The sequence below is a fragment of the Paenibacillus sp. UASWS1643 genome, assembly GCF_008693195.1.
Taxonomy (GTDB): domain Bacteria; phylum Bacillota; class Bacilli; order Paenibacillales; family Paenibacillaceae; genus Paenibacillus; species Paenibacillus amylolyticus_B.
In genome coordinates, this window is sequence record NZ_VXKZ01000109.1 from 137,551 (window position 1) to 158,418 (window position 20,868).

The 20,868-nt window shown below is 48.1% G+C and carries 27 protein-coding genes; 2 read left to right on the forward strand and 25 right to left on the reverse strand.

Going from position 1 to position 20,868, the window contains the following annotated elements; all coding sequences use genetic code 11:
- The first annotated feature begins 142 nt into the window (after positions 1 to 142).
- Complete coding sequence (locus FE296_RS16495; protein WP_150365704.1) at positions 143 to 358, forward strand: helix-turn-helix domain-containing protein; 216 nt, start codon at positions 143 to 145, stop codon at positions 356 to 358.
- Here the strand turns inward: FE296_RS16495 and FE296_RS16500 are convergent, their stop codons facing one another.
- From FE296_RS16500 to nrdR, 16 genes are all read right to left on the reverse strand, one after another.
- A complete protein-coding gene (locus tag FE296_RS16500) occupies positions 359 to 1,717 on the reverse strand; it encodes a DnaB-like helicase C-terminal domain-containing protein (RefSeq protein WP_150365705.1) in 1,359 nt (452 codons plus the stop codon). It abuts the gene before it with no gap.
- Positions 1,718 to 1,979: 262 nt separating this feature from the next.
- Entirely contained in the window at positions 1,980 to 2,246 is a 267-nt protein-coding gene (locus FE296_RS33940) for a P-loop NTPase family protein (RefSeq protein WP_317889418.1), read from the reverse strand.
- Between the two features lie 89 nt (positions 2,247 to 2,335).
- The gene (locus FE296_RS33945; RefSeq protein WP_317889419.1) at positions 2,336 to 2,497 is read right to left on the reverse strand and encodes a hypothetical protein; all 162 of its coding nucleotides are present in this window, start codon (positions 2,495 to 2,497) and stop codon (positions 2,336 to 2,338) included.
- A 424-nt stretch (positions 2,498 to 2,921) separates the two neighbouring features.
- Entirely contained in the window at positions 2,922 to 3,290 is a 369-nt protein-coding gene (locus FE296_RS16510; protein ID WP_150365707.1) for a YopX family protein, read from the reverse strand.
- Positions 3,291 to 3,374: 84 nt separating this feature from the next.
- Positions 3,375 to 3,704, reverse strand: a complete 330-nt coding sequence (locus FE296_RS16515; RefSeq protein ID WP_190945299.1) for a hypothetical protein — start codon at positions 3,702 to 3,704, stop codon at positions 3,375 to 3,377.
- A gap of 253 nt (positions 3,705 to 3,957) precedes the next feature.
- Positions 3,958 to 4,389, reverse strand: a complete 432-nt coding sequence (locus tag FE296_RS16520) for a hypothetical protein (protein WP_150365709.1) — start codon at positions 4,387 to 4,389, stop codon at positions 3,958 to 3,960.
- A gap of 438 nt (positions 4,390 to 4,827) precedes the next feature.
- Positions 4,828 to 5,199: a DUF1642 domain-containing protein gene (locus FE296_RS16525; protein WP_150365710.1), complete on the reverse strand. Its 372-nt coding sequence runs from the start codon at positions 5,197 to 5,199 to the stop codon at positions 4,828 to 4,830.
- 84 nt (positions 5,200 to 5,283) lie between these two features.
- Positions 5,284 to 5,646 (reverse strand): BC1872 family protein, encoded by a 363-nt coding sequence (locus FE296_RS16530; protein WP_150365711.1) that lies wholly within the window; start codon positions 5,644 to 5,646, stop codon positions 5,284 to 5,286.
- Positions 5,647 to 5,714: 68 nt separating this feature from the next.
- A complete protein-coding gene (locus FE296_RS16535; RefSeq protein ID WP_150365712.1) occupies positions 5,715 to 6,065 on the reverse strand; it encodes a hypothetical protein in 351 nt (116 codons plus the stop codon).
- Positions 6,066 to 6,199: 134 nt separating this feature from the next.
- Positions 6,200 to 6,493 (reverse strand): hypothetical protein, encoded by a 294-nt coding sequence (locus FE296_RS16540; protein WP_150365713.1) that lies wholly within the window; start codon positions 6,491 to 6,493, stop codon positions 6,200 to 6,202.
- A gap of 20 nt (positions 6,494 to 6,513) precedes the next feature.
- Positions 6,514 to 7,089: a hypothetical protein gene (locus tag FE296_RS16545; protein ID WP_150365714.1), complete on the reverse strand. Its 576-nt coding sequence runs from the start codon at positions 7,087 to 7,089 to the stop codon at positions 6,514 to 6,516.
- Positions 7,082 to 7,891, reverse strand: coding sequence for a DUF3102 domain-containing protein (locus tag FE296_RS16550; RefSeq protein ID WP_150365715.1), 810 nt, complete (start codon positions 7,889 to 7,891; stop codon positions 7,082 to 7,084). Before FE296_RS16550 ends, FE296_RS16545 begins: the two co-directional genes overlap by 8 nt.
- A 306-nt stretch (positions 7,892 to 8,197) precedes the next feature.
- Entirely contained in the window at positions 8,198 to 8,617 is a 420-nt protein-coding gene (locus FE296_RS16555) for a helix-turn-helix domain-containing protein (protein WP_150365716.1), read from the reverse strand.
- A 235-nt stretch (positions 8,618 to 8,852) separates the two neighbouring features.
- A complete protein-coding gene (locus tag FE296_RS16560; RefSeq protein WP_150365717.1) occupies positions 8,853 to 9,896 on the reverse strand; it encodes a tyrosine-type recombinase/integrase in 1,044 nt (347 codons plus the stop codon).
- Positions 9,897 to 9,937: 41 nt separating this feature from the next.
- Entirely contained in the window at positions 9,938 to 10,276 is a 339-nt protein-coding gene (locus tag FE296_RS16565; protein ID WP_150365718.1) for a hypothetical protein, read from the reverse strand.
- Positions 10,276 to 10,743 (reverse strand): transcriptional regulator NrdR, encoded by a 468-nt coding sequence (nrdR, locus tag FE296_RS16570; protein WP_150365719.1) that lies wholly within the window; start codon positions 10,741 to 10,743, stop codon positions 10,276 to 10,278. Before nrdR ends, FE296_RS16565 begins: the two co-directional genes overlap by 1 nt.
- A gap of 116 nt (positions 10,744 to 10,859) precedes the next feature.
- On the opposite strand from nrdR, the gene FE296_RS16575 reads away from it, so the two are divergent.
- Positions 10,860 to 11,081, forward strand: a complete 222-nt coding sequence (locus tag FE296_RS16575) for an alpha/beta-type small acid-soluble spore protein (RefSeq protein ID WP_017689472.1) — start codon at positions 10,860 to 10,862, stop codon at positions 11,079 to 11,081.
- An 82-nt stretch (positions 11,082 to 11,163) separates the two neighbouring features.
- Here FE296_RS16575 and FE296_RS16580 read toward each other — a convergent pair whose 3' ends face one another.
- The 9 genes from FE296_RS16580 to FE296_RS16620 form a co-directional block, all read right to left on the reverse strand.
- A complete protein-coding gene (locus FE296_RS16580; protein ID WP_124113840.1) occupies positions 11,164 to 11,727 on the reverse strand; it encodes a lytic transglycosylase domain-containing protein in 564 nt (187 codons plus the stop codon).
- Positions 11,724 to 12,320, reverse strand: a complete 597-nt coding sequence (gene coaE, locus FE296_RS16585) for a dephospho-CoA kinase (protein ID WP_150365720.1) — start codon at positions 12,318 to 12,320, stop codon at positions 11,724 to 11,726. Before coaE ends, FE296_RS16580 begins: the two co-directional genes overlap by 4 nt.
- A 9-nt stretch (positions 12,321 to 12,329) precedes the next feature.
- Entirely contained in the window at positions 12,330 to 13,103 is a 774-nt protein-coding gene (locus tag FE296_RS16590; RefSeq protein ID WP_411860585.1) for a manganese efflux pump, read from the reverse strand.
- A 142-nt stretch (positions 13,104 to 13,245) separates the two neighbouring features.
- On the reverse strand, positions 13,246 to 14,073 hold the full coding sequence (mutM, locus tag FE296_RS16595; RefSeq protein WP_036669994.1) for a DNA-formamidopyrimidine glycosylase: 828 nt from the start codon (positions 14,071 to 14,073) through the stop codon (positions 13,246 to 13,248).
- A gap of 118 nt (positions 14,074 to 14,191) precedes the next feature.
- Positions 14,192 to 16,846 carry a DNA polymerase I gene (gene polA / locus FE296_RS16600; protein WP_150365722.1) on the reverse strand — a complete coding sequence of 885 codons (2,655 nt, stop codon included), beginning with the start codon at positions 16,844 to 16,846 and terminating at the stop codon, positions 14,192 to 14,194.
- A gap of 233 nt (positions 16,847 to 17,079) precedes the next feature.
- A complete protein-coding gene (phoU, locus tag FE296_RS16605; protein WP_017689478.1) occupies positions 17,080 to 17,739 on the reverse strand; it encodes a phosphate signaling complex protein PhoU in 660 nt (219 codons plus the stop codon).
- Between the two features lie 63 nt (positions 17,740 to 17,802).
- A complete protein-coding gene (gene pstB / locus FE296_RS16610; RefSeq protein ID WP_076209092.1) occupies positions 17,803 to 18,558 on the reverse strand; it encodes a phosphate ABC transporter ATP-binding protein PstB in 756 nt (251 codons plus the stop codon).
- A gap of 229 nt (positions 18,559 to 18,787) precedes the next feature.
- A complete protein-coding gene (locus tag FE296_RS16615; RefSeq protein WP_150365723.1) occupies positions 18,788 to 19,969 on the reverse strand; it encodes a methyl-accepting chemotaxis protein in 1,182 nt (393 codons plus the stop codon).
- A 152-nt stretch (positions 19,970 to 20,121) separates the two neighbouring features.
- Entirely contained in the window at positions 20,122 to 20,850 is a 729-nt protein-coding gene (locus FE296_RS16620) for a response regulator transcription factor (protein WP_091032528.1), read from the reverse strand.
- Between the last annotated feature and the right edge of the window lie 18 nt (positions 20,851 to 20,868).

Consider the following 20,868-nt stretch of genomic DNA (forward strand, 5'->3'; position numbering starts at 1 on the left):
CCTTGTAAAGAATGATAATACGTATGGATCATGGTATAATGTGTGTAGTTTAGGATTACGCATTACCGTAATTCGCGTAACGCGTATTTCCGCCTAACATCATAGTAATCCGCGCCATGCGTATTGTCAAGGAGTGTAAGGGATGTCTCAGGAAAATATTATTAATCGTGTAAATGAATTACTTGCCTCATCTGATCTACAACAGAAACAACTAGCAGAAAGCTTACATATCAAGCCTCAAACGTTTAATGGTTATATGACAGGACACCGGCCATTCAAACTAGAAGTTATTATCGCGATCGCAGATTTCTTTAAAGTGTCCGTAGATTACGTATTAGGTCGGAGTGATGAGCGGTAATCAAAAACCGCTCACGCTCGCAAACTGCTGCGCCTGCCCTTGCGTATCTAACTCGCGCACCACACCGTAATTCGGCAGGTAGACGATCTCCACACGCGTATCCTCGCCGCCGTTCCGTCCTTTTCCGAGCTCAATAACTCCGCGTCCTTCTTGCGCAAGCGTATCGATACCGAACACGTTAGCCGCGTCCTCCAATATCGCTTTCGACTTCTTAATTCCTGCGCGTGGTGGTGGACTTAACTCACGCGTCCCGTCTTCGTTCTTTTCTTTCGCGTCTTCCTCGGCCTGCGTAACAACGTGTATTACCGTTTTCGTCTGACCCGCAAGTCGTTTGAGCTTAACGGAAGTCGCCGCAACATCTCCGCCAGCCACATTCGAAGTGTTACGCTCGAAGTCCATTAAATAAATCGGATCGACTACGACCACGTCCGCATCAATCTCCGCGATATCAACTTCAAGCTGCGCGATAGAACGTTGCGTAAAGTTCTCGCTGTCTGCAGCGCGTATGACGATTCTTCCCGGAACGACTTCCGCAAGCATATCGACGAATGCCGCAAGTCCACGCTCGTAGTCCGCATCCATCGTTCCCATTAACATAGCGCGGTTATCGAACCCTACCGTATAATCTACGCCGTCAATCCGTCTGATTGTTTCGCTGATCCGCGCACTTATCGACGAGTATGCACGCGCCATCCACTCGTACTCCGACATCTCTAGCGCCCATATGAGAACGTTTGCGCCTTGGAACGCGGCCTCAATCGCGTCCTCCATAACCATAACGGATTTACCGCGGCCGGATCTCGCATACCAGGCGTAAGTGTTGCCGGAAAAGTAGCCGCCGATCTTCTCGTTTATCGTCCCGAACTTGCTGAGCCAGATACGGAATGATGTGCCGGCTTTACGTGCGCGAAACTCCGTTAGAAATCGTTCGCCTGCGGTGGAAATATCCGTCATGTTCGGAACACCTGTTCGTGTTTCCATTTTAATCCGCGAAAGTCTATCGGTCAAGCTATTAATGAACGCTTCCGTCGGCAACGTCTCGTAAGACTGCGTAAACTCTGGACTGTTAATATATTCCGCTAATTCCCGCTTGCCGGTCGCGTCCTTTAGTTCGCCGGCCAGGTATTCGAAAGAGTCCGTTACCTCCGGAATATACGTTACTGTTCGTACATTCGCGGAGTAAGTTGCGTATGACGGCGCATCTCCGCCGTTTTCAGCCCCGAATTTAACGATAAAATCGTATGCCTCGCGTTCGGCCGGCGTCGAAAAGTCCGATCGCTTAACGTTGTATTTTGCGAGGGCTTGCGTACTACCCGTATCGATAATCTTAGAAAGCAATTGCTGACCTGTAACTGCCATAATTCCTTACACCTCCTGTTGTACACTGTATGGACACATACCGTCAAACCTCATATTAGGACAAATTTCCCCCTTGACAAAGGAATCGCGTTCGACATATATACCAATTTACGTAATTAATTGGACACATTTAGGAAATAAATTTCGTAAAGTGTGATTTATAACACTAATGTCAAGTCGCATTTTGTCGAACTTAATGTCGAACGTTTAGTCCGAGTTTTGCACAACTTCCGAATACTCTCGTTTACTGCCATTTACGTTTTTATGCTCGCTTTAATCCGCGATGACTAATTCCGACAAACTCACGCTCAATACAGCGGTCACGAATCCGGTCGATCAAACGCGGAGTTGTCTCGCGTAACACCGTGCCGAGGTCTTTTAGCGCAACGTTAGACGTATACACCGTCACCAATTCGTTAGTCACACGGTAGTTAATCACGCTATGCAAGTCGCTACGAAATCCCTCGGTATCTTCGCGCACACCGATATCGTCTAGCACCGCAAATGGCGTATTTTTAGCGTGCTGCATTTGCGCGTAATATTGGCGTGCTGCGGGCTCCGCAACATCGTCGGGCACTCTCGGTCGGTTGAACTCCGTATAGAGCGTTTGCCACGCGTTTACATCGAGAAAATACGCCGGTCGATCAAGCGCTTGCCTGTTGCGCTGGATTGATCCGATATAATGGCGCACGATGTACTCACCGATGATTGCGGCCGCCGTCGTAGTCTTACCGGTGCCCGGTCCGTCGCTGTGCAAGTATAGCGATTTGATAGGCTCATCCGGTGACTCTTCGAACTGTCGCGCAAATGTCTTAACGTACGCTTCCAATGCGCGGTAAATTGACGCCTGGCCTTCGCGTGCTGGCGAATTAGCTAGCGTTAAACCGCGATATCCTGACGGTAAGTTTGCCGCGCCTACACGTCCGCCTGCGCCGTTTAAACCGTGCGTTGCGATATAACTCGGGCACATCTTCGTACATTGTGCGCCGTCTGCTAACGAACAGTGCTGCGCGAGTATGCAGTTTTTAGCGTTGGACAATTTCCCACGCTCCTCTCCGTTCGGCCTCCGTCATTCCCGCATTATTCAGTGACGCATAGTGAGCGCCGACCCACGTTACGGCGAGCTGATCCGGAGTACAGCGGCGGCCTGCGTTTGATATTACGATGATGCCTTGCGCGCTGGCTTGCGCTGCTTCGAGGATAGTCATAAGCGTTGGCCTGCCAATTCTGGATTTTCCCAACGGTTACCAATGACTTCGTACGTTCGATATTCCGGCCATTTGTCGTATACCTGTCCGTTTACAAATCCGTACCCACCTGTCTTATCCTCGATTACATATGATAGATCGTGATTATTGAACTTTACTACTCCCGTGTATTTTCCTTCGTCAACCGTGAGGATATCACCCTCGTATATATCTTTTCCATTCTTATCCTTCAGTCCAATGTACTGCGTGATGTCTTCGTGGCTCAGATGGTATGTTATCGGTGCATACTCTTCAAAAGCTAGCGAATCACCGTCAATCATCTGTTTGTTTTCCGCGTCCCACATTCTAAATTTAATCTCACGCATACCCTCACATCCTCCTCTAATGTAGCGTATTTGAATCGTATTAACGGCTAATCTTCGTCTGATTTACGGATGATTTTCGTACGATTAAAATAGATCGATAATCTCATCGTCAGTCAATACGTTGTTATCCGCATTATTACCGCAATACTCCGCCTGTTTCGAAGCCCGCGCCTGTTCCGCTAATACCACCGGCATTATCCGTGGCAAGAGATACGCGATCAGAAATCCCGCCGTCAATTGCGGATACTGCGGCGTCACTCGATGCTCCCGGAATGCTCGCGTTATTGTCTCGCGTAAGGCTTCCGCACCGTATTGCGTCAGTGCGCGTTTGATTACACCTTGCTCGAATGCCCAGCCGCGCAGAGGAATGTACGTCTCCACTCCGTATAGCTCACGGTTGAGATCGGAAATCATGGCGTGGACGGTCGGCGTCTTCCATTCGGTGAGCGGGAGGTAGCGCCAGTCCTTGCGTTGGTCTGCGGTGATCTTTGGTTTCGGCGGCTTCTTTGCTCTTGGCATAACAATACCATCCTTTCCTTATTTGGCATAATCGCATATAGGTGCTTAAACCGGCGTGTGCGTGATCTAGTCCTATAAACGGTCTAGACCGATCGTAGGGTAAACGACTTATTACGGGCATTTACGGAATTTTCCACTCGTGCTAAAATTATCGGTTAGCATCCAACGCCTCCTTCGCGATACGTGCCATTTGAGAGCGTGGCATCATCGCATGTCTACGGTCGTCAAACCGTTCGAGTACAGCGCGTAACCGTTCTGCTTCCGCTTTCCACTCGTCCTGATACGCAACCGTCAGTGTGAGCGTGTGGTTTTCGTCACGCAACCGCTCAACCTCCGCCTCAGCTTCTTTCAGGCGCGCTTCTGCCGCGATCGCCCTCCGCAAAGATTCCGGCCATCCTTCGCGTGACTCGCAATAGAACTCAGCGTCGGTCAGCCTGTAGAACTCCGCGATCTCCATACCGTCGTTACCGACAATCACGACTTCATCTTCGCGATCCTCTACGTAATAATCCTCGGTTGTTACCGCCGCCTCACATAACGCAAGGTCCGCGTGTATATCTCGTTTAGTTTCCGTTGTCATCTCGTTGACACCTCCGTAGTATAAGTGGACTAGCGTATTTCTTTCAAAGCGCAAATTAGGCGATTATGGAAAATAAGCTGCGACCGTTCTGCGCGTTTTGGATCGTATTCCGCCTAACTCTCGAGTGGGCTGAGGTCGATCCGCGTTATGTTGCAGTTTTTACTGAAACGCTCCGTATTTCTTCGAATTACTCGGGCTTACGTACATTTTCGTTTTCTCTGTGAATTTCGTAAACTTAACGTACCATTGATTGGAAATAGACGCGAACGAGCTAGGAAGCGAGCCAGTGAGCATTCGAGAGATATTTCTAGGATCGGAGTTGTTTCTTTATAAATATTCGGACTATTTTCGGGTTTTGTTTAAAGTTCCTTTTACTGTATAGTTATAAATTTTCACCCAGGAACTATTAGGTATTTCCCGGTATTTCCCGCGCCATCATCACGCGTTCACTCCTTCGATTAGCATGCTGACTTCGCCGAGCACAAACTCGATTCCATCCGCAAATCCGTCGCAATATGTGTTACGATGGCGGCGGCTGTCTCGATTAATCCATTCACGTTTGATCGCGGCGTGTGTTCGCTCCTCCTCTGTCATCTCCCGTTCATACCCGTTAATCAATGCGGACAGCAACGTGTCGAATGGAATGGAACGCAGTGGTGCGAGGCCCGTCGCTGTATGGTCCGGGTTAAGAACGTAATACGCGATACGTTCATTGTCCCAATGACTAAAGCGCGCCTTTTCAATCGCGTCCGCAACCTCTGCGGGAATAGTCGGCCTTTTGGGCGCAAGCCCTTTATCTACGTTACTCATTCGCGTCACCCTCTCCGTTTTGTTTGCGATAATATTCGATGATATCGTCGATTGTTTCGAATGTTGGTGCGTTGTTCATTTGCGTTAATCCTCCGTTGATAGTTTTGCGATGATGGCCGCGAGTCCGATCGCTTCTGGCGCGCTGTATTCTCCGGCAACCGTTACAATGTAGGTTCCGTATTGATCGAATAGAGAACATTCGTGACCGTAGTCGTTATTAAAACGGTCTATCCGCGATGAGGGAAATAGGCCGATAACTTTCCACGCGGCATTCATATCCGATGTGTACGCTGAATACTGTCTCACGCCGGTCACACCGTACTCATACGCATCATTTGCGCGTTCGATAGCGATTAGATTCCATCCGAAGAATAGCTCCGCAATCCACGCGTCCCTCTCACGCGCTGACATTACGCCCCACTTTGCGATGATTTCTTCTCGTTTCATTTTACCGTCCCCTTTACGTGATTTTAGCGTCTTTCATCCGTACCCTACCGAATACCCTCCGCTTACTTCTACGCGCCCAATCTAACGCTAAACTCAGGTGATAAGGCCGCGTTAACAGCCGCGATAATCTCCGCCGTCGTTTCCCGAAATGCTGCGCCTAGTTCCGCCAGGTTCGCGACATCCCTTTCCGTTGCCTCACGCATCCTTACGTGTTCAATGAACGCGGTCAGGCCGGCGGTCGTCAGCGGATAATATGCGATCTCATCCCACCGTTCTTTTAGCGCAGGTGGTTCAGCGCCTTCAACCGCTTTGTAGCCGGGCGCCTTCGTAGGGTCGACGATCTTGCGCTGCAGCACGATGAAGTTGCGGTCGTCCGTTTTAAGTGCGTAATTTTGCGTGATTTTAACGTTGTTTAACATGCGGAAACACCTCCGGTATATTTGTGACTAGCGACGCGTAATCGACGTAAATCCACGTGATTATTGCGACAATAGCAAGGGCGTAGACGATGAGGATTGCGACGAGTAATCGGTTAGGGCGTATCATAGGCGGCTCACAACCTCCCGTCCCACGCTTGGAATGCGTCGATGGCGGCGGACTCCTCTTCCGCAACTTTGCGTCTCCTATCGCGCTCTTTGAATACCGCGCGCACGATATCTTCGTAGCTTCTGTACATATAGCGTGTTACTTTCACGGCGAATATCGACCAGGGCCACGTAATACCTCGCCAAGTAGCGTATATGAGTACCGCCGCATCTCCGCGCTCCTCTACGATCATAACGCGATACTCCGTGCCGTCTTCGGCAATGACGGGAAATTTCGTGAGCTTGCGGTTTGGGTTAGACATGCGTGATTCCTCCGTTTCTTTTAATTCGCTGGATTAAGAACTAACCGTGGTAGCTTACGTGGAGTACTTAGGGCGCGAACTTCCTGATTGATCACGCGCAACATCTCCGGACCCATTCCGTCTTTAAGTACCGTGTTGATTTTCGTAGCACGGTGAGGATTGTAATACGCGAGTATTGTTTTACGGGAGGCCACGTATCCTGTTTTAGCACGTAACTTAGCGTAGAATATCGTATAGTAGCCTCCGAGGGTATCCTCATTAACAACTCGTTTAGTTAATTGTGCAAACTCGATGATAGCCGCATTTATTGAGTAGCGGAGATCCTCCAACATGCGCTGCTCCGCGGTTAGATTCTCGTAAACGTAATCAACTACAGAACTCTTTTTAGAGACCTTAGGTAATTTCGCGGATTTCGCGGCCATGAATTTCTCCGCGTCTGAGAGTGTTGGCTTTGCGTCAGGTAGCGCCGTAGGCTCCGGAACTTGCGGTAACATTAACGCACCGCTCAACAACGTGAGAATCACACGTTTGCTTTCGTCTGTGTTCGGGAGGATTACTGCCAGGCTACCGTTTTTCGTCATTTTTACATTAAACATATTTAACACGCTCCTCTGGATTAGTTATATCGATTATGATTGCGTCATCCGACGTTAAGGTATTGAGATTGCAGCGGAAACCTACTACGAAATCCTCAAGCGCATCGATCGCGCTCCGGTATTCCGCTCTTGACGCGTCGCTTGACGTTGAAAACTCCGTGGAATAATTCGTTAGGTACGCGTATTCTTTTAGAAAGTCGCGTACTCTATCGGAGAAGGCGAGTGCGGCTCCGTTGACCTCTGTTTGGTTATCTATGCGATAAAGCCCATCGTCGGCATATGTCGTGCTGGCGGCGTCTAGCGCATCGCGTACAACGTCATAGTCCTCTTCCGCTTTACGTGCGCGGGACTCCGCTTGTTCGCGAGCGGCTTTCTCCGCTTTGAGTGCAGCTTTAACCTCGCGCAGCTCGCGGACTGTCATTTCGTCGACCGTTTTAGTTGCGCCAGAGCTGAGCGTGTGTAGCTGGCTTCGTTCCTCCGGCGGGAGTGTCGCAAGAGTATATAACTTATCGAGGCTATTCCCCAAATCGTTCGACGTCGAACGAAATGACGAATCGCGCTCACACTCCTCGTAAACCTCGATATACTTACGCGCCATAGGTGGTGATATCCTTGCCTTTTCGCGGCACCACTGCTCCCACTGACCGTGTGCTAAATCAAGGTCCTTTACGTGCTTTAGCCGGCGGCCTATTTCGAATATTGCCTCGCCAGCTACGCGTTTATATGCGTTGATTTCGGTGGTTAGCATGGGGAGATCGGATGAGAGTGTGGCCGCTTCGTTTACGGATTCATTCGTTGTCATTTCGGTGCTCCTTTCTGATCGGCGCGGATTCGTGCGATGACTGAACGAATCGTGCACCCATCCTTATTTCTCGAACCACGATGGGGAGGCGGATCACCCACCCATATCTTCTTTTTCTCTCACTCTTACCGCGCGGTTAATATGTTCTTACCTAATTCGTCCCGCGCAGTTTAGTTTGCGTTAGCAAAATCAACTAAGCGGTAATGTTTTATCTAGTTCTTAGTGGTTCTTGTTAAAGGTGGTTATAGTTAGTGTGCGCGCTCTCCATGTTGGGTACGTCCATGTTGGATTTAGCAGACATGGATACTAACCGCTCCCCAACGCCACCGGCTCCGCATCGAATATCGCGAGCTGACTTATCGGTAGCACCGTATAGCGCGTATTCTGCCACGTCCCTTTTTCCGTTCTATCCCGTACTGCGCGGATGACCGGTCGCCCGTTCCAGCGATAGTTGACGAGGTTCCTTACGTGGCGATTCGCTGTCGTCCGGTTAACTCCGAGATGCCTTGCGATTTGCTCCTGCGTTGGGTAACAGTTGCCCGCCGCGTCCATAAACGAGGCGATTACGCATATCGTCGTCCAATTTTGCGCACCCATGCTCGCAATGAGTCCGGCCTTAGCGGCGTCGACGTACATTTTAACGAAGATGCGCGTTTCGGTTGCGCCGGATGTGACGGAGTATTCCGTTTGTGATTCTACGCTGATAAGGCGTTGCTGATCGTTCATGCTGCGTCCTCCTTCCGTGATTTTCGATATACTACCTTGTTGCCGGTCGATTCTGTTTCGCACACTTTTTAGTAAAACTTTTCCGTATACTTAATATAGGCACACTATTTTGCCGATCTGGGACATCTTACTAATATTTTTCTCTACGTAATATATAAGGACACCAAATTGTGAAGTTGGGACATTTGGAGCAAAAAAAAATAACGCACATCTCCGAAGAGACATGCGTCAGTGTTTATCGTTTTATTTTGCGCGGCTTTTCTAACTTACCAATAACAGCGTTTAACGGAGAGAACTCGTCGTGATTCTTCTTTACGTTCTTGTCAGATAGGTGCGTATAGTGAGCCGTCATTCGGCCGTCAGCATGTCCGAGGATTACCTGCAGGTGGCGTTGTGATCCGCCTTCCTCAAGAAACAACGTCGCCCCGGAGTGTCGAAGTAAATGCGGATATACACGCTTCTCAATCCCGGCTCGGTCCGCATATTTCTTCAATTGATGGCGGAAGTGATTTGGAAGCAAGCGCTCACCGTAGTTGTTTAAAAAGATATACTCGCTGTCAAACTCCGTAGTCTCGCGTATCAACTCCTGCATCAACTTAGCGGTTCTTTTGGTGATCGGCACAACACGCGGCTTACGAGACTTCGTTATCTCTCTCCGTAAGGTAGCGTAACAAGCGCTCAGGTCAACGTCTTCCTTACGTAATGTCAACGCCTCATCTACGCGGAGCATTCCGTCAATTAACAGGTTCATAACAACGAAATCACGGAAGTCGCTATAGTTACGTTGATTAGGCGCTTTAATGAGGCGATTCATTTCCTCCGCGGTCAGTACGTCAATGTCGCGTCCAATATCCTGTACGTTCTTGAGATACACGAATGGGTCCGCATCGATTACGTCCTCTTCTTTTAGGAACTTGAACATCGTTTTCATATTCTTAATCCGCGTGTTAATTGACTTCGGTAGTAAGCCGACCGTTCGGACCGATTCAGGAACGTTACAATTATCGCTGAACTTTACTTTTTCATCACGGAGCCATATTACGTACTCCCGTCCGACCTCTACATCAATATTCCGTATGTCGCGGATAATGCCCCGTTCGTCCAGGAACTCGCAGAAGTATGTAAAATTCTGAACGTATGTTTTCAGCGTATTTTCTGCGCGGCCTTCCGACTTCTTCGCCTGATAGTAGTAATCAAACAAGTATTCTAACGAGTATTGAAGACGCTCCGACGTCCTCCCTTTTTTGACCGCGCGGCCCTTCCGTTTATCTTCGCTCAAACTAAAAAACCCCTTCCGATATTCTACGGAAAGGAACGATTTTATGTACGCATATCTACGCTAATTCTAAGCGGATATCCGCTGATGTCACCGTAACAGTCAACGCTACAGTCACCGCACATTCTACGGAGGAAAAGCGGGTTTTTAGCGAGTAAGCTGCCAGCGATGCGCTCTCCCAGCTGAGCTAAGGCCCCGGGATATGAAATAGATAACTTGTCCAGCGCTGCTAACGTTCCACAGGCGACTCCTATATCATATAAAATCCAGCTTTCGCTGTCAATCAAATTTTTAAGATCCAGAGTGATTGGAGAAGAACAACCGATTTCACTGGCACACATGGACTGGAACTCCAGACTGCTCTTCTCCCTTTCCCACTTCACTAATCCTCCAGAACGTCTTTGGACAACAGGGACTTCAGTTCTTTCATGAACATATTGATATCTTTGAACTGGCGATATACCGACGCGAAACGAACATATGCCACTTCATCGACTGGAAACAACTGTTCCATCAATAGCTCGCCAATCTGGCGACTCTCCACTTCAGCTTCAGCTGTATTACGCAGAGATTTCTCCACTTCAGATACCATCATCTCCAGCGTCTCAACGGAGACTGGACGTTTCTCACAGGCACGAATAAGCCCGCGGAGAATTTTGTCCCGGCTGAACTCTTCACGACTGCCATCTTTCTTAATGACGATCAGTGGAGTCTCCTCAATCATCTCAAACGTTGTAAATCTTCGGGCACACTGCTCACACTCACGGCGACGACGAATGGATTTTGCTTCGTTGGCCGGACGCGAATCAAGCACTTTGGTACCCATATAACCGCAATAAGGACACTTCAAATCAGATCACTTCCCACGTTTTACTTTTTACCACATATTCCCTGTCTTGATTTTGTAATGAAAAATGCATTGCCGAGACATAATACTTTTACCAACTCACGAGGAGGTGAACAGCAATGGCACAAAGCAACGGTAACTCCAACAACCTGGTGGTAACTAAAGCTTCCGCAGCACTCGAGCAAATGAAATATGAAGTTGCTCAAGAACTCGGAATCAGCATCCCACAAGACGGATACCAAGGTAACATGACTTCTTACGAGAACGGTTCGATCGGTGGATACATCACGAAGCGTCTGGTAACAATTGCAGAACAGCAATTGGCAGGTCAATACCAATAATATCTGCATCGTAATACGTTACACAGAGGAGCATGGAGCGGCCGGTGATTAACCGGCCTGCTCTGTGCTTCTACTTATATACTTAGAACGTATTATAGATCTTTACATACTGATTATAATAGTAAATGACTCTTTGTACATAGTGACGCGTCTCACCAAACGGAATATCTTTCACCGTATCGATCGAGCCATCCCATACACCATCTCTAAGCCAACTATTTACCTTGCCTGGACCTGCATTATAGGCAGCGATCATGACCACTTCATTGCCCTCAAATTGATTGGACAGATTACGCAGATACCATGTGCCTAACTGAATATTACGTTCAGGCTCGTGCTTCAATTCCTCCAACGAAGTGTCGGGAATTTTGGCTTGTTCCAGTATCCAGTTCGCCGTGTCCGGCATTAGCTGCATGAGCCCAATGGCACCACGTTTGGATTCCTTGCTTGTCTTGAAATTGGTCTCCACCTTAATTATCGAAGCAATCAGAAACGGATCAACCTCATAGCTCTGAGATTGGGCACGAATCTCTTCCTTATAATGTATGGGATAGAACCATGCCATCCAGTTAGTATTCAGAAATAACACCAGTACAAAAGACACAAACATCAACAACAGTACACGTTTCTTACGCAATATTTTCATAACAAACCCTTACGCTGTAGATATGAGTCAATTTGCTGCTCCGTCTCAGTCCATAAACCGCTGTTATCGATGACAATGTCAGCCAGCTGCTTTTTGCTTTCAATATCCATCTGTACATCCATCCGGGCCTCAGCCTGCGCTGCAGTCATTCCATCCCGACTCATCAAGCGATCTCGTTGCACCGACCTTGGAACATATACAACCATGACTTCCTCGAAACCATCTTCAAGACCCGATTCGTACAACAAAGGAATATCAGATACCACAAGTTTATCCGGATATTGCAACGCGTATGCAGCAGCCCGTTCACGCATCTCTCTACGGATCGCCGGGTGTGTGATGGCCTCCAATGCCTTTCGTTCCTCTGGTTGTTGAAAAACAATACTTCCAAGCTTTTTCCGATCCAGTGTTCCATCTTCGTTCAGTATGGCTTGTCCAAACCGCTTAACAGCGGCGGCCAACACGGGATGCCCGGGCATCATAACTTCCCGGGCAATAACGTCTGCATCGATGAGCAACGCTCCCTTACTGGCGAGATAGGCGGAAACACTGCTTTTGCCTGTCGCGATCCCGCCGGTTAAGCCTATATTCATCGTTTCACCTCATAACAACTTCATTATTCCCATAATCATTAACAATAGCGCTGGCAATACAGACAGTCTTCGCATCCAGCGCAGAGCTGAGAATCGTAGGCCAACCTTCATGCCGAGTGATAGAAACGCCCCACTAAACAGTGCAATAATGAGTGCTGTCCATAGTGTAGGGAATCCCAAAAGTGCCGCTCCCAAACCTGCTCCAAACGCATCCAGAGACAGAGCAATACCCAGCCACATCGCTTCCTGGGCAGATATACTCCCCGAGTTATCCATATCCGCCTTGGAGGGACTGCGAAGAATCTGAATGACAACGCCCAGCTTGCGCAACTCCAGTGTAAATACCATTCGTTCCAGTGATCCACTTGAAGCCGACTGTTCCAGATCCAGTGCAAGCACCTGATTCCTGCCCTTTGAATCCGACATTCTCTCTTGTGCTTCTACCACCCCAGTTACCGTTGCTTCTGTTCCCTCACCCGTTCCGGCGTCTGTTTCCATATGTTCTTTGCCTTGCTTTCGAATTAGTTGCAACAGTGACCATGCACCAATACCTATCAATATAACAGCTCCCACGATCGAAGCGATATCCGGTGACACCACATGGGACAACAACACACCTACTTGCATCGACAAGGCAATAACCAATCCCGAACAGATCGAAATAACAGCGATAGATAACAGGGGAATCTTAGTCCTCCGTAACCCATATGTAATCCCGACTCCAAAACCATCTAAACTAAGCGCCAAAGCAAGCGCCAGCAATGAAATAAAATGATGCAGCACCCCGGACTCCTCCTTTGTGCGGTACTCGTGCCAACTGAAGATGCCAGTATGGGTATACGCCCGCTTATTTCTGCCATATCAGTATATGGAGGGAGGAATCCAAGGGTGCTATGATTTCATCATTTCGTTCATTCAGTTCATGTTACAGCAGCTGACAGTTCGGACAAAAATGCGTGCCACGGCCACCAACCACCGTTTTTTCAATTAACGTACCACAAGTTGTACAAGGTTCTGATTTGCGTCCATAGATTTTCAGTTGATGCTGGAACATCCCCATCTCACCCTGTCCATTCACATAGGATTTAATGGAAGATCCACCTGCATTCACTGCATCTTGCAACGTAGCCACAATCGCTTCATGAAGCACCGTTAACTGAGCTTCGGTCAGTGTCTTGGCGATGGTCTCGGGATGGATACCTGCGCGAAATAGAGCCTCGTCCACATAAATATTCCCAATACCGACCACATATGCCTGATTTAAAAGTACAGCCTTGATTTTGGTTGTACGCTTGCCAACCGCCTCGCGGAATGCAGTTACAGTAAAGGCTGGATCAAGCGGCTCCAGTCCCAGCTTCAGCAAAGGTTTGGACACCAGTTCCTCACCTGCATTAAACAGATGCATCGTACCGAACTGACGCACATCCTTATAACGCAATTCCGTACCATCATTAAAATGGAAGATCACATGTGTATGTTTCTCCACATCTTCATGCTGCTCGTACACACCGTACCTTCCTTCCATCCGCAGATGGGAGACAAGCACCAGCCCGTCCAGCAAAATACGCAAAAACTTGCCGCGGCGCTCCACCCCAATGACGGTATGTCCCGCGAGTTCCATTGCAAATGCATCTATGTCGTCCGGCCGCTGAATAATCCGCGGCAAGCTAACGGTAACATGATCAATCGTTTTGCCCACAATAAGTTGATTCAATGTTCTTCTGACTGTTTCGACTTCCGGTAATTCCGGCATGATGTTCTCACCTCCCCTACATTATAACGGAAGATGGCGCTCAGCGGGACCCTTTTCTTATATCTCAAACATGGAAAGGCCTTTTGTAAAATACCGGAAAAACCGCGCGGCACTTGATTTATTTCGCTTCGTACCAGTTATCCCCAAAGCTGACTTCGGCTTTCAGCGGAACCGACAGTTCCAATGCTTTTTCCATAACAGAAGGCACTAACTCTTTCATCAGTTCCAATTCATCCGCAGGCACTTCGAATACAAGTTCATCGTGCACCTGAAGCAACATACGGCTCTTCAACTTGCGTTCCCGCAGCGCTTCATCCATCTGTACCATGGCCAGCTTGATGATATCTGCCGCTGTTCCCTGAATCGGTGTATTCATCGCCGTACGCTCTGCGAAGGAACGCAGATTGAAGTTACTGGCATTAATCTCTGGCAGGTAACGACGTCGTTCCAACAACGTTTTGACATAACCATCCTGACGAGCTTCCTTCACAATGTCATCCATATATCGGCGGACACCCTGGAATACTTCAAAATACTGATCAATAAACTGCGCAGCCTCTTTACGTGTAATATGCAGGTTCTGTGATAAACCATAATCACTTATTCCATACACGATACCAAAGTTAACTGCCTTGGCGGAACGACGCATATCCCCATCCACATCCTCAGGCTTCACGCCGAATACATCCGAAGCGGTCTTTGTATGAATATCCATATCATTGACAAATGCTTCCTTCAGGCGCTCATCGTCCGAAATGTGGGCCAGTACACGAAGTTCAATCTGGGAATAGTCTGCTGCCAAAATGGACCATCCGGGTTCGGAAGGAACAAATACCTTCCGGATTTTGCGACCTTCTTCCATCCGAATCGGAATGTTCTGCAAGTTCGGGAATTGACTGCTAAGTCGTCCCGTTGCAGCAATGGTCTGACGATAATACGTATGCACCTTGCCATCCCGATCGGATATCTCTTTGAGTAATCCTTCCACATAAGTGGATTGCAGCTTGGCAAGCTGACGATATTGCAAAATATGCTTGACCACATCATTATAAGGAGCCAGTTTCTCCAATACTTCCGCATCTGTGGAATAACCCGTTTTTGTTTTTTTCACCACTGGCAAGCCCAATCTATCGAATAAAATCTCACCCAGTTGCTTCGGTGAATTCAGATTGAATTCTGTCCCTGACAACTTGTAGATTTCAGCCATGAGTCTGCTGATATGCTCTTCAAATTCACTTCCCAGCGCCTGCAGATCGGCTGTGTTAGCCTTAATCCCCTGCTTCTCCATATCTGCCAGAATACGCGACAACGGCATCTCCAGCTCGTGGAAAAGTGAGTTCATCTCATCGCCCTCCAGCGCCTGTTCCTGAAGCGGAATAATCGCTGCCACGGCAGCAGCTTTCCGGCAGAGGAAATCGCCCAGCACAGCTGCTTCGGGTACCTTGTACTTGGCCCCTTTGCCCATAACCGTGTCATCCTCCACAAGTGACGGCAGACCATACTTGGTCGTAAGTCCACTAATCGTCTGGTTGGATTCCGTTGGATCAAGCAAATATGCAGCCAGTTGTACATCAAATGACGCACCAGCAAATTCAATGCCATGTGCATGAAGGGCCAGGTCTACGCGATGAAGATCATATCCGCGCTTCGGCTGGTCTGAATTACCAAGCCATGCCCGCACTGGAGCCGCAGCTTCAGAATGAAGCAATTCGGGAGATATGAACGTATATGTTCCAGCAGAACCCACTGCTAGTCCAATCAATTTCGCTTGGTGCGGGTTATCCCCATGTGTCTCCACATGGAGGACATCAATGGAATCCAGTGAACTGAACAGCTCACTGATGTTGTCCTCTGTTGCTATGGAAGACTCCACCTCGGCAGCAGGGACCGCTTCCTGTTCAGAACCAATGCTGCCACTGAACGACAGGCGTTCGAGCAAGGATTTGAATTCCAGCTTCGCCAATGCAGGGCCAGCATGTTCTTCTTTTAATCCCGCAAATTGCATATCCTCCCACGTCTGCTCCAGCGGAACTTCCCGGTGAATCGTCGCGAGTTGTTTGCTCATCCGGGCATCTTCGGCATGGGCCTCGATCTTTTCTTTCATTTTGCCTTTCAGTTCACTTGTGCCATTCAGCACATCTTCTACCGATCCGAACTGGTGCAGCAGCTTCAACGCTGTTTTCTCTCCGACCCCGGGAATACCCGGAATATTATCGGACGCATCGCCCATCAGGCCCTTGAGATCAATGATTTGCAGCGGCGTCAGACCATAACGCTCTTTAATCTGAGCAGGATCATACAACTCAATATCGGTTACCCCTTTGCGCGTCAGCCCGATATGTACATTTTCGGAGGCGAGCTGCAACATATCTTTGTCACCCGATACAACGAGCACCTGTCTGCCCGCTTCATCTGCGCGTTTGGTTAACGTTCCGATGATATCATCCGCTTCGAATCCAGCCAGCTCAAACTGAGCGATGCCAAGTCCTTTCAGCAGTTCTTTGAGCAAAGGGAATTGCTCTGACAACTCTGGTGGTGTTTTCTCCCGACCACCCTTGTATTCCTGATACCCTTCGTGGCGGAATGTGATTTTGCCTGCATCAAATGCAACCATGACATGTGTAGGCTTATGCTCTTCAAGCAGTCTCAGCAGCATCGTAGTGAAGCCATATACCGCATTGGTATGCAGACCTTTCGAGTTGGTCAGAGGCGGCATTGCAAAAAACGCCCTGTAAATAATGCTATTTCCATCTATGAGAATAAACTTGTCCATTCCAGCACCTCGCGTATTATATGGTCAACCTCTTCAGATTACATCTACTCTCATGATACCATACCCACCTGTCACATCAAAAAGAATAGCCCCTCTCACTTCACATTTAATCGCAAAAAAGAACCTTCTCCACAGACAGCTGTACACAGCCTACCTGAGAGAAAGTCCTTTTCCATTCATATGATTGCATTACTTAATCAGCACTGATTCCCCAATTCCAAAGCAATACTCTTCTATTGATTCAGATCCGGACGTTTACCTGTCACCAGGTACACCGTGCTCTCACCAATGTTGGTTGCATGATCGCCAATCCGTTCAATGTAACGTCCAACCATCATCAGCAGCATAGCCTGTGAAGCCTGATTCGGGTGCTCTGTCATTAACGTGTAGAGATCACTGATCATGTGGCTGTACAGTTGATCGACCTGATCGTCCGTTTGAGCCATTTTATAGGCCAGATCTGTGTTTTCTTTCAGGAAAGATTCGATGGATTCATCAATCATGGATTTCACGATTTCTGCCATTTGCGGGATATCCACCAGAGGTTTAATCAGCTTCTGTCCATCCATCCGGAGTGTCACCTTCGCCACATCGAGCGCAAGATCTCCCATACGCTCCAGATCACTGGAAATTTTGAATGCCACGATAATACGTCTGAGATCCTTCGCCACCGGCTGTTGTGTGATGATCAGTTTGGAGCCAAGTTCCATAATTTTGTCTTCAAGGGCATTCAGATTCGCATCATTCTTGATGATGACCTGAGCTTTCTCCGCGTTCATCGTTTGTAAACTCTCAATAGCACCATCCAATGCTGCTCCTACATGTTCACCCATTTGTTTGAGCAAGGTACGCAGCTCTTCAAGCTCCTGATCAAATTCTTTTCTGCGAATCATAGATTTCATGTCCTCCTTATCCATCATCTCCGGGTATGCCGGGATCATTCCAATTCAGCTCGCTTAACCGAACCTTCCAGATATATAATCCTCGGTCCGGGAATCTTGCGGTGTGGAGAATAACGTCTCCGTATCAGCTGCCTCCACCACTTCACCATTCAGGAAAAATACCGTGCGTCCAGATACCCGTGCCGCCTGGTGCATATTGTGGGTAACCATAACGATCGTATACTTGTGATGCAATTCCTTCACCAGCTCCTCAATCTTCAATGTGGAGATCGGGTCGAGTGCAGACGTTGCTTCATCCATCAGCAGAACGTCAGGCTGTACAGCCAGCGCCCGCGCAATACAGAGACGCTGTTGTTGTCCGCCAGACAAACTAAGTGCCGACTTTTTCAATACATCCTTCACTTCATCCCATAGGGCAGCATGGACAAGACTTTGTTCCACCAACTGATCCAGTTCAGCCTTTTGGGTTACCCCGTGCAAGCGCGGTCCATAAGCCACGTTATCGTATATGGATTTTGGAAAAGGATTCGGTTGTTGGAACACCATACCAACTCGTTTGCGCAGTGTCTCCACTTCAATCTCGTTACTGTAGATATCGGAGCCACTCAGCATAACCTGTCCTTCCACACGAACACCCGGAATCATGTCATTCATCCGGTTTAACGTGCGAAGCAATGTCGATTTACCACAACCTGACGGCCCAATGAACGCAGTAACGGTTTTTTCCGGCAGATCCATCGATATATTTTTAAGCGCGTGATGCGTATCATAATATAAATTAAGATTTTCAATGTGAATGAGGTCCTTCATGGATGTTCACTTCTCCTTCGCTGCAGGGACACTAAAACTCCCTTTACGTTGAGACCGATACTGATAATCTTTCATCGCTGCTCGGCCATCTTTAATATCCTACCCTTTCATTGTAAAAACAGTATCACTTTCATGTTAACGGAATGTAAAAAAGACATCCTTAACCTTCATGATCTGCTTGATGGATCAATCAGATTGCTGATGCCTGCCTTATTGACTGCCTTATAGTTTACTCACCATTCGAAACCATCTCATCCAGCTTCGTACGAATGTGCTCTGCCACTTCTCCAGCTTTCCCGCCTTCCATGGCGATCTCTTCTGCTATACGAGACAACTCTCTCACTGCACTGTTCAATTGTCGGAACGTTGCTCCCCCTGCGGTGACATGCACCGAACTGTCGTCAATCTCCGCTCCGCTTGCCTTAACCAGTTCAACAGTCTGAAGGGTCAATCCACCAACATTCTCTAACAATGAAGACATGTTCCCCGCAACCTCACGGGTCTGTTTTGCGAGCGCTCGAATCTCACCTGCAACAATCTGAAAACCTCGTCCATATTCACCGGCATGAGCTGCTTCGATGGAAGCATTCAGGGCAAGGAGACCACTCTGATCTGCCAGGGAGCGAATGGATTGTGCCATGCCTGAGCCTGTTTTGATCGAATTCAGCATGTGATCCGCATGTTGACCTTGACTCTCCATATGCTGATGTACCCGGTTATAGGAAGCATCAACGTGTTTCAAACTCTCTTCGCCCTGCTTGGACAATGCCATGATCTCACGGGCCTCTTGAACGGTCTCATTAGCAGCATGAACCAGCTTGTTGACCGCCTCGTTGATTCTGGATATCTCCTGCCTGCTCTCGGACACCGTACGTACCCGTTCTGCCGAAGAAGCCTGTTGCAATCTGCGGGAGAGCGACATTACGTCACGCATCGTCAGCACACCAAGCAGTCTGCCTTGTTCCGTAACCAGCAGACAATCGTAGAAATGCTGTTCATCCCGTCCAAGTGCGATATCAATAATTGTTGAGGCTTCCATATGAATATCTGCTATAACCGGAGATGTATTCACTACTTGTATGACCGGCTTACGGTAGAATAGATCTGCGGCAAAACGGCCGTTTAACATCCGATATAACGTCTCTCGCATTAACAATCCAGTAGGTTTCATCTGCTCATCACACAATACGATACATGGGTGCTCCTGATCCTGATTCATCATCGTAGCAGCTTCTCCACAGGTCGTATGGACCCCGGCGACAGGTACCTGCCGATAATAGTCATGCAAATGGATTACAGGTTCTTCAGCACCTACCGTTACTTCATGATGCTGCTGTTCGGGTGTCGCTATATCTTCATTATGTAAAACAACATGAGGCTGGTCAGGTTTCACTTCGAGCAACATGGGCATAAATGCGCAATCTCCTTTACGTAATACCTCCGTCTTGAGGTGGGTTATGTAGGTACAAAGTATCACTCAGATAAGTCCATGCTACTCCCTCTACGTAAAGAAAAATCTTCCTTTATGTTAAAAGAACGTAAAATAAAACTCCCCGATCATTGCTAACTTGAATGATGGGGAGTTTTTCTTTTGACAACCAATTTATAACCTACACCACGAATGGAATCAATATGAACCGATTCCGGGTCCAGCTCCAGCTTTTTACGTAATGAGCTGACGTGAACATCCACGGTTCGTTGACCTCCAATATAATCAAAGCCCCACACAGCGTTCATCAGATCATCCCTTGTCAGTACCACACCCGGCTTTTTAGCCAAATATAGAAGTACTTCGAACTCTTTCGGACGCAGACTGATGGATTGTCCACCCAGTGTCACTTCATATTTCAAAGGGTAAATCTCCAGCTCTCCCAGAATAATTCGTGAGCCGTCTTTGTCCTCAAGCTGTGGTAAATCTTCGCCATTGGAATAACGTCTTAATACCGCATCCACTCGGGCTAATAACTCAGATACACCAAACGGTTTGGTAATATAATCATCGGCACCCGATTTCAGTCCCTGTACAACCTCGGCTTCACCGTTCTTGGCCGTCAGAATGATAACAGGTGTACTGACACCCTGTATTCTTAACTTGTTCAGAATGTCCAGACCATTCATGCCCGGAAGCATCAGATCCAGCAAAATTAGATCAAATTCCTGGGACAAGGCCCGATCATATCCTGCAGATCCGTGATCCTCTGCCGTAACGTCGTAACCTTCCTGTGTCAGGTTATACGTGAGTAATCTTGATAATGTAGGTTCATCTTCAATAACTAGTAAACGCTGTGCCATGATACCCCTTCTCTCTTC

What these genes read in the sequence shown, in the direction of transcription:
- FE296_RS16495 (WP_150365704.1), top strand. Translation starts at nt 143, where the DNA reads ATGTCTCAGGAAAATATTATTAATCGTGTAAATGAATTACTTGCCTCA.
- FE296_RS16500 (WP_150365705.1), bottom strand. Translation starts at nt 1,717, where the DNA reads ATGGCAGTTACAGGTCAGCAATTGCTTTCTAAGATTATCGATACGGGT.
- FE296_RS33940 (WP_317889418.1), bottom strand. Translation starts at nt 2,246, where the DNA reads ATGCAGCACGCTAAAAATACGCCATTTGCGGTGCTAGACGATATCGGT.
- FE296_RS33945 (WP_317889419.1), bottom strand. Translation starts at nt 2,497, where the DNA reads ATGAGCCTATCAAATCGCTATACTTGCACAGCGACGGACCGGGCACCG.
- FE296_RS16510 (WP_150365707.1), bottom strand. Translation starts at nt 3,290, where the DNA reads ATGCGTGAGATTAAATTTAGAATGTGGGACGCGGAAAACAAACAGATG.
- FE296_RS16515 (WP_190945299.1), bottom strand. Translation starts at nt 3,704, where the DNA reads ATGATTTCCGATCTCAACCGTGAGCTATACGGAGTGGAGACGTACATT.
- FE296_RS16520 (WP_150365709.1), bottom strand. Translation starts at nt 4,389, where the DNA reads ATGACAACGGAAACTAAACGAGATATACACGCGGACCTTGCGTTATGT.
- FE296_RS16525 (WP_150365710.1), bottom strand. Translation starts at nt 5,199, where the DNA reads ATGAGTAACGTAGATAAAGGGCTTGCGCCCAAAAGGCCGACTATTCCC.
- FE296_RS16530 (WP_150365711.1), bottom strand. Translation starts at nt 5,646, where the DNA reads ATGAAACGAGAAGAAATCATCGCAAAGTGGGGCGTAATGTCAGCGCGT.
- FE296_RS16535 (WP_150365712.1), bottom strand. Translation starts at nt 6,065, where the DNA reads ATGTTAAACAACGTTAAAATCACGCAAAATTACGCACTTAAAACGGAC.
- FE296_RS16540 (WP_150365713.1), bottom strand. Translation starts at nt 6,493, where the DNA reads ATGTCTAACCCAAACCGCAAGCTCACGAAATTTCCCGTCATTGCCGAA.
- FE296_RS16545 (WP_150365714.1), bottom strand. Translation starts at nt 7,089, where the DNA reads ATGTTTAATGTAAAAATGACGAAAAACGGTAGCCTGGCAGTAATCCTC.
- FE296_RS16550 (WP_150365715.1), bottom strand. Translation starts at nt 7,891, where the DNA reads ATGACAACGAATGAATCCGTAAACGAAGCGGCCACACTCTCATCCGAT.
- FE296_RS16555 (WP_150365716.1), bottom strand. Translation starts at nt 8,617, where the DNA reads ATGAACGATCAGCAACGCCTTATCAGCGTAGAATCACAAACGGAATAC.
- FE296_RS16575 (WP_017689472.1), top strand. Translation starts at nt 10,860, where the DNA reads ATGGCACAAAGCAACGGTAACTCCAACAACCTGGTGGTAACTAAAGCT.
- FE296_RS16580 (WP_124113840.1), bottom strand. Translation starts at nt 11,727, where the DNA reads ATGAAAATATTGCGTAAGAAACGTGTACTGTTGTTGATGTTTGTGTCT.
- coaE (WP_150365720.1), bottom strand. Translation starts at nt 12,320, where the DNA reads ATGAATATAGGCTTAACCGGCGGGATCGCGACAGGCAAAAGCAGTGTT.
- mutM (WP_036669994.1), bottom strand. Translation starts at nt 14,073, where the DNA reads ATGCCGGAATTACCGGAAGTCGAAACAGTCAGAAGAACATTGAATCAA.
- polA (WP_150365722.1), bottom strand. Translation starts at nt 16,846, where the DNA reads ATGGACAAGTTTATTCTCATAGATGGAAATAGCATTATTTACAGGGCG.
- phoU (WP_017689478.1), bottom strand. Translation starts at nt 17,739, where the DNA reads ATGATTCGCAGAAAAGAATTTGATCAGGAGCTTGAAGAGCTGCGTACC.
- pstB (WP_076209092.1), bottom strand. Translation starts at nt 18,558, where the DNA reads ATGAAGGACCTCATTCACATTGAAAATCTTAATTTATATTATGATACG.
- FE296_RS16615 (WP_150365723.1), bottom strand. Translation starts at nt 19,969, where the DNA reads ATGCCCATGTTGCTCGAAGTGAAACCTGACCAGCCTCATGTTGTTTTA.
- FE296_RS16620 (WP_091032528.1), bottom strand. Translation starts at nt 20,850, where the DNA reads ATGGCACAGCGTTTACTAGTTATTGAAGATGAACCTACATTATCAAGA.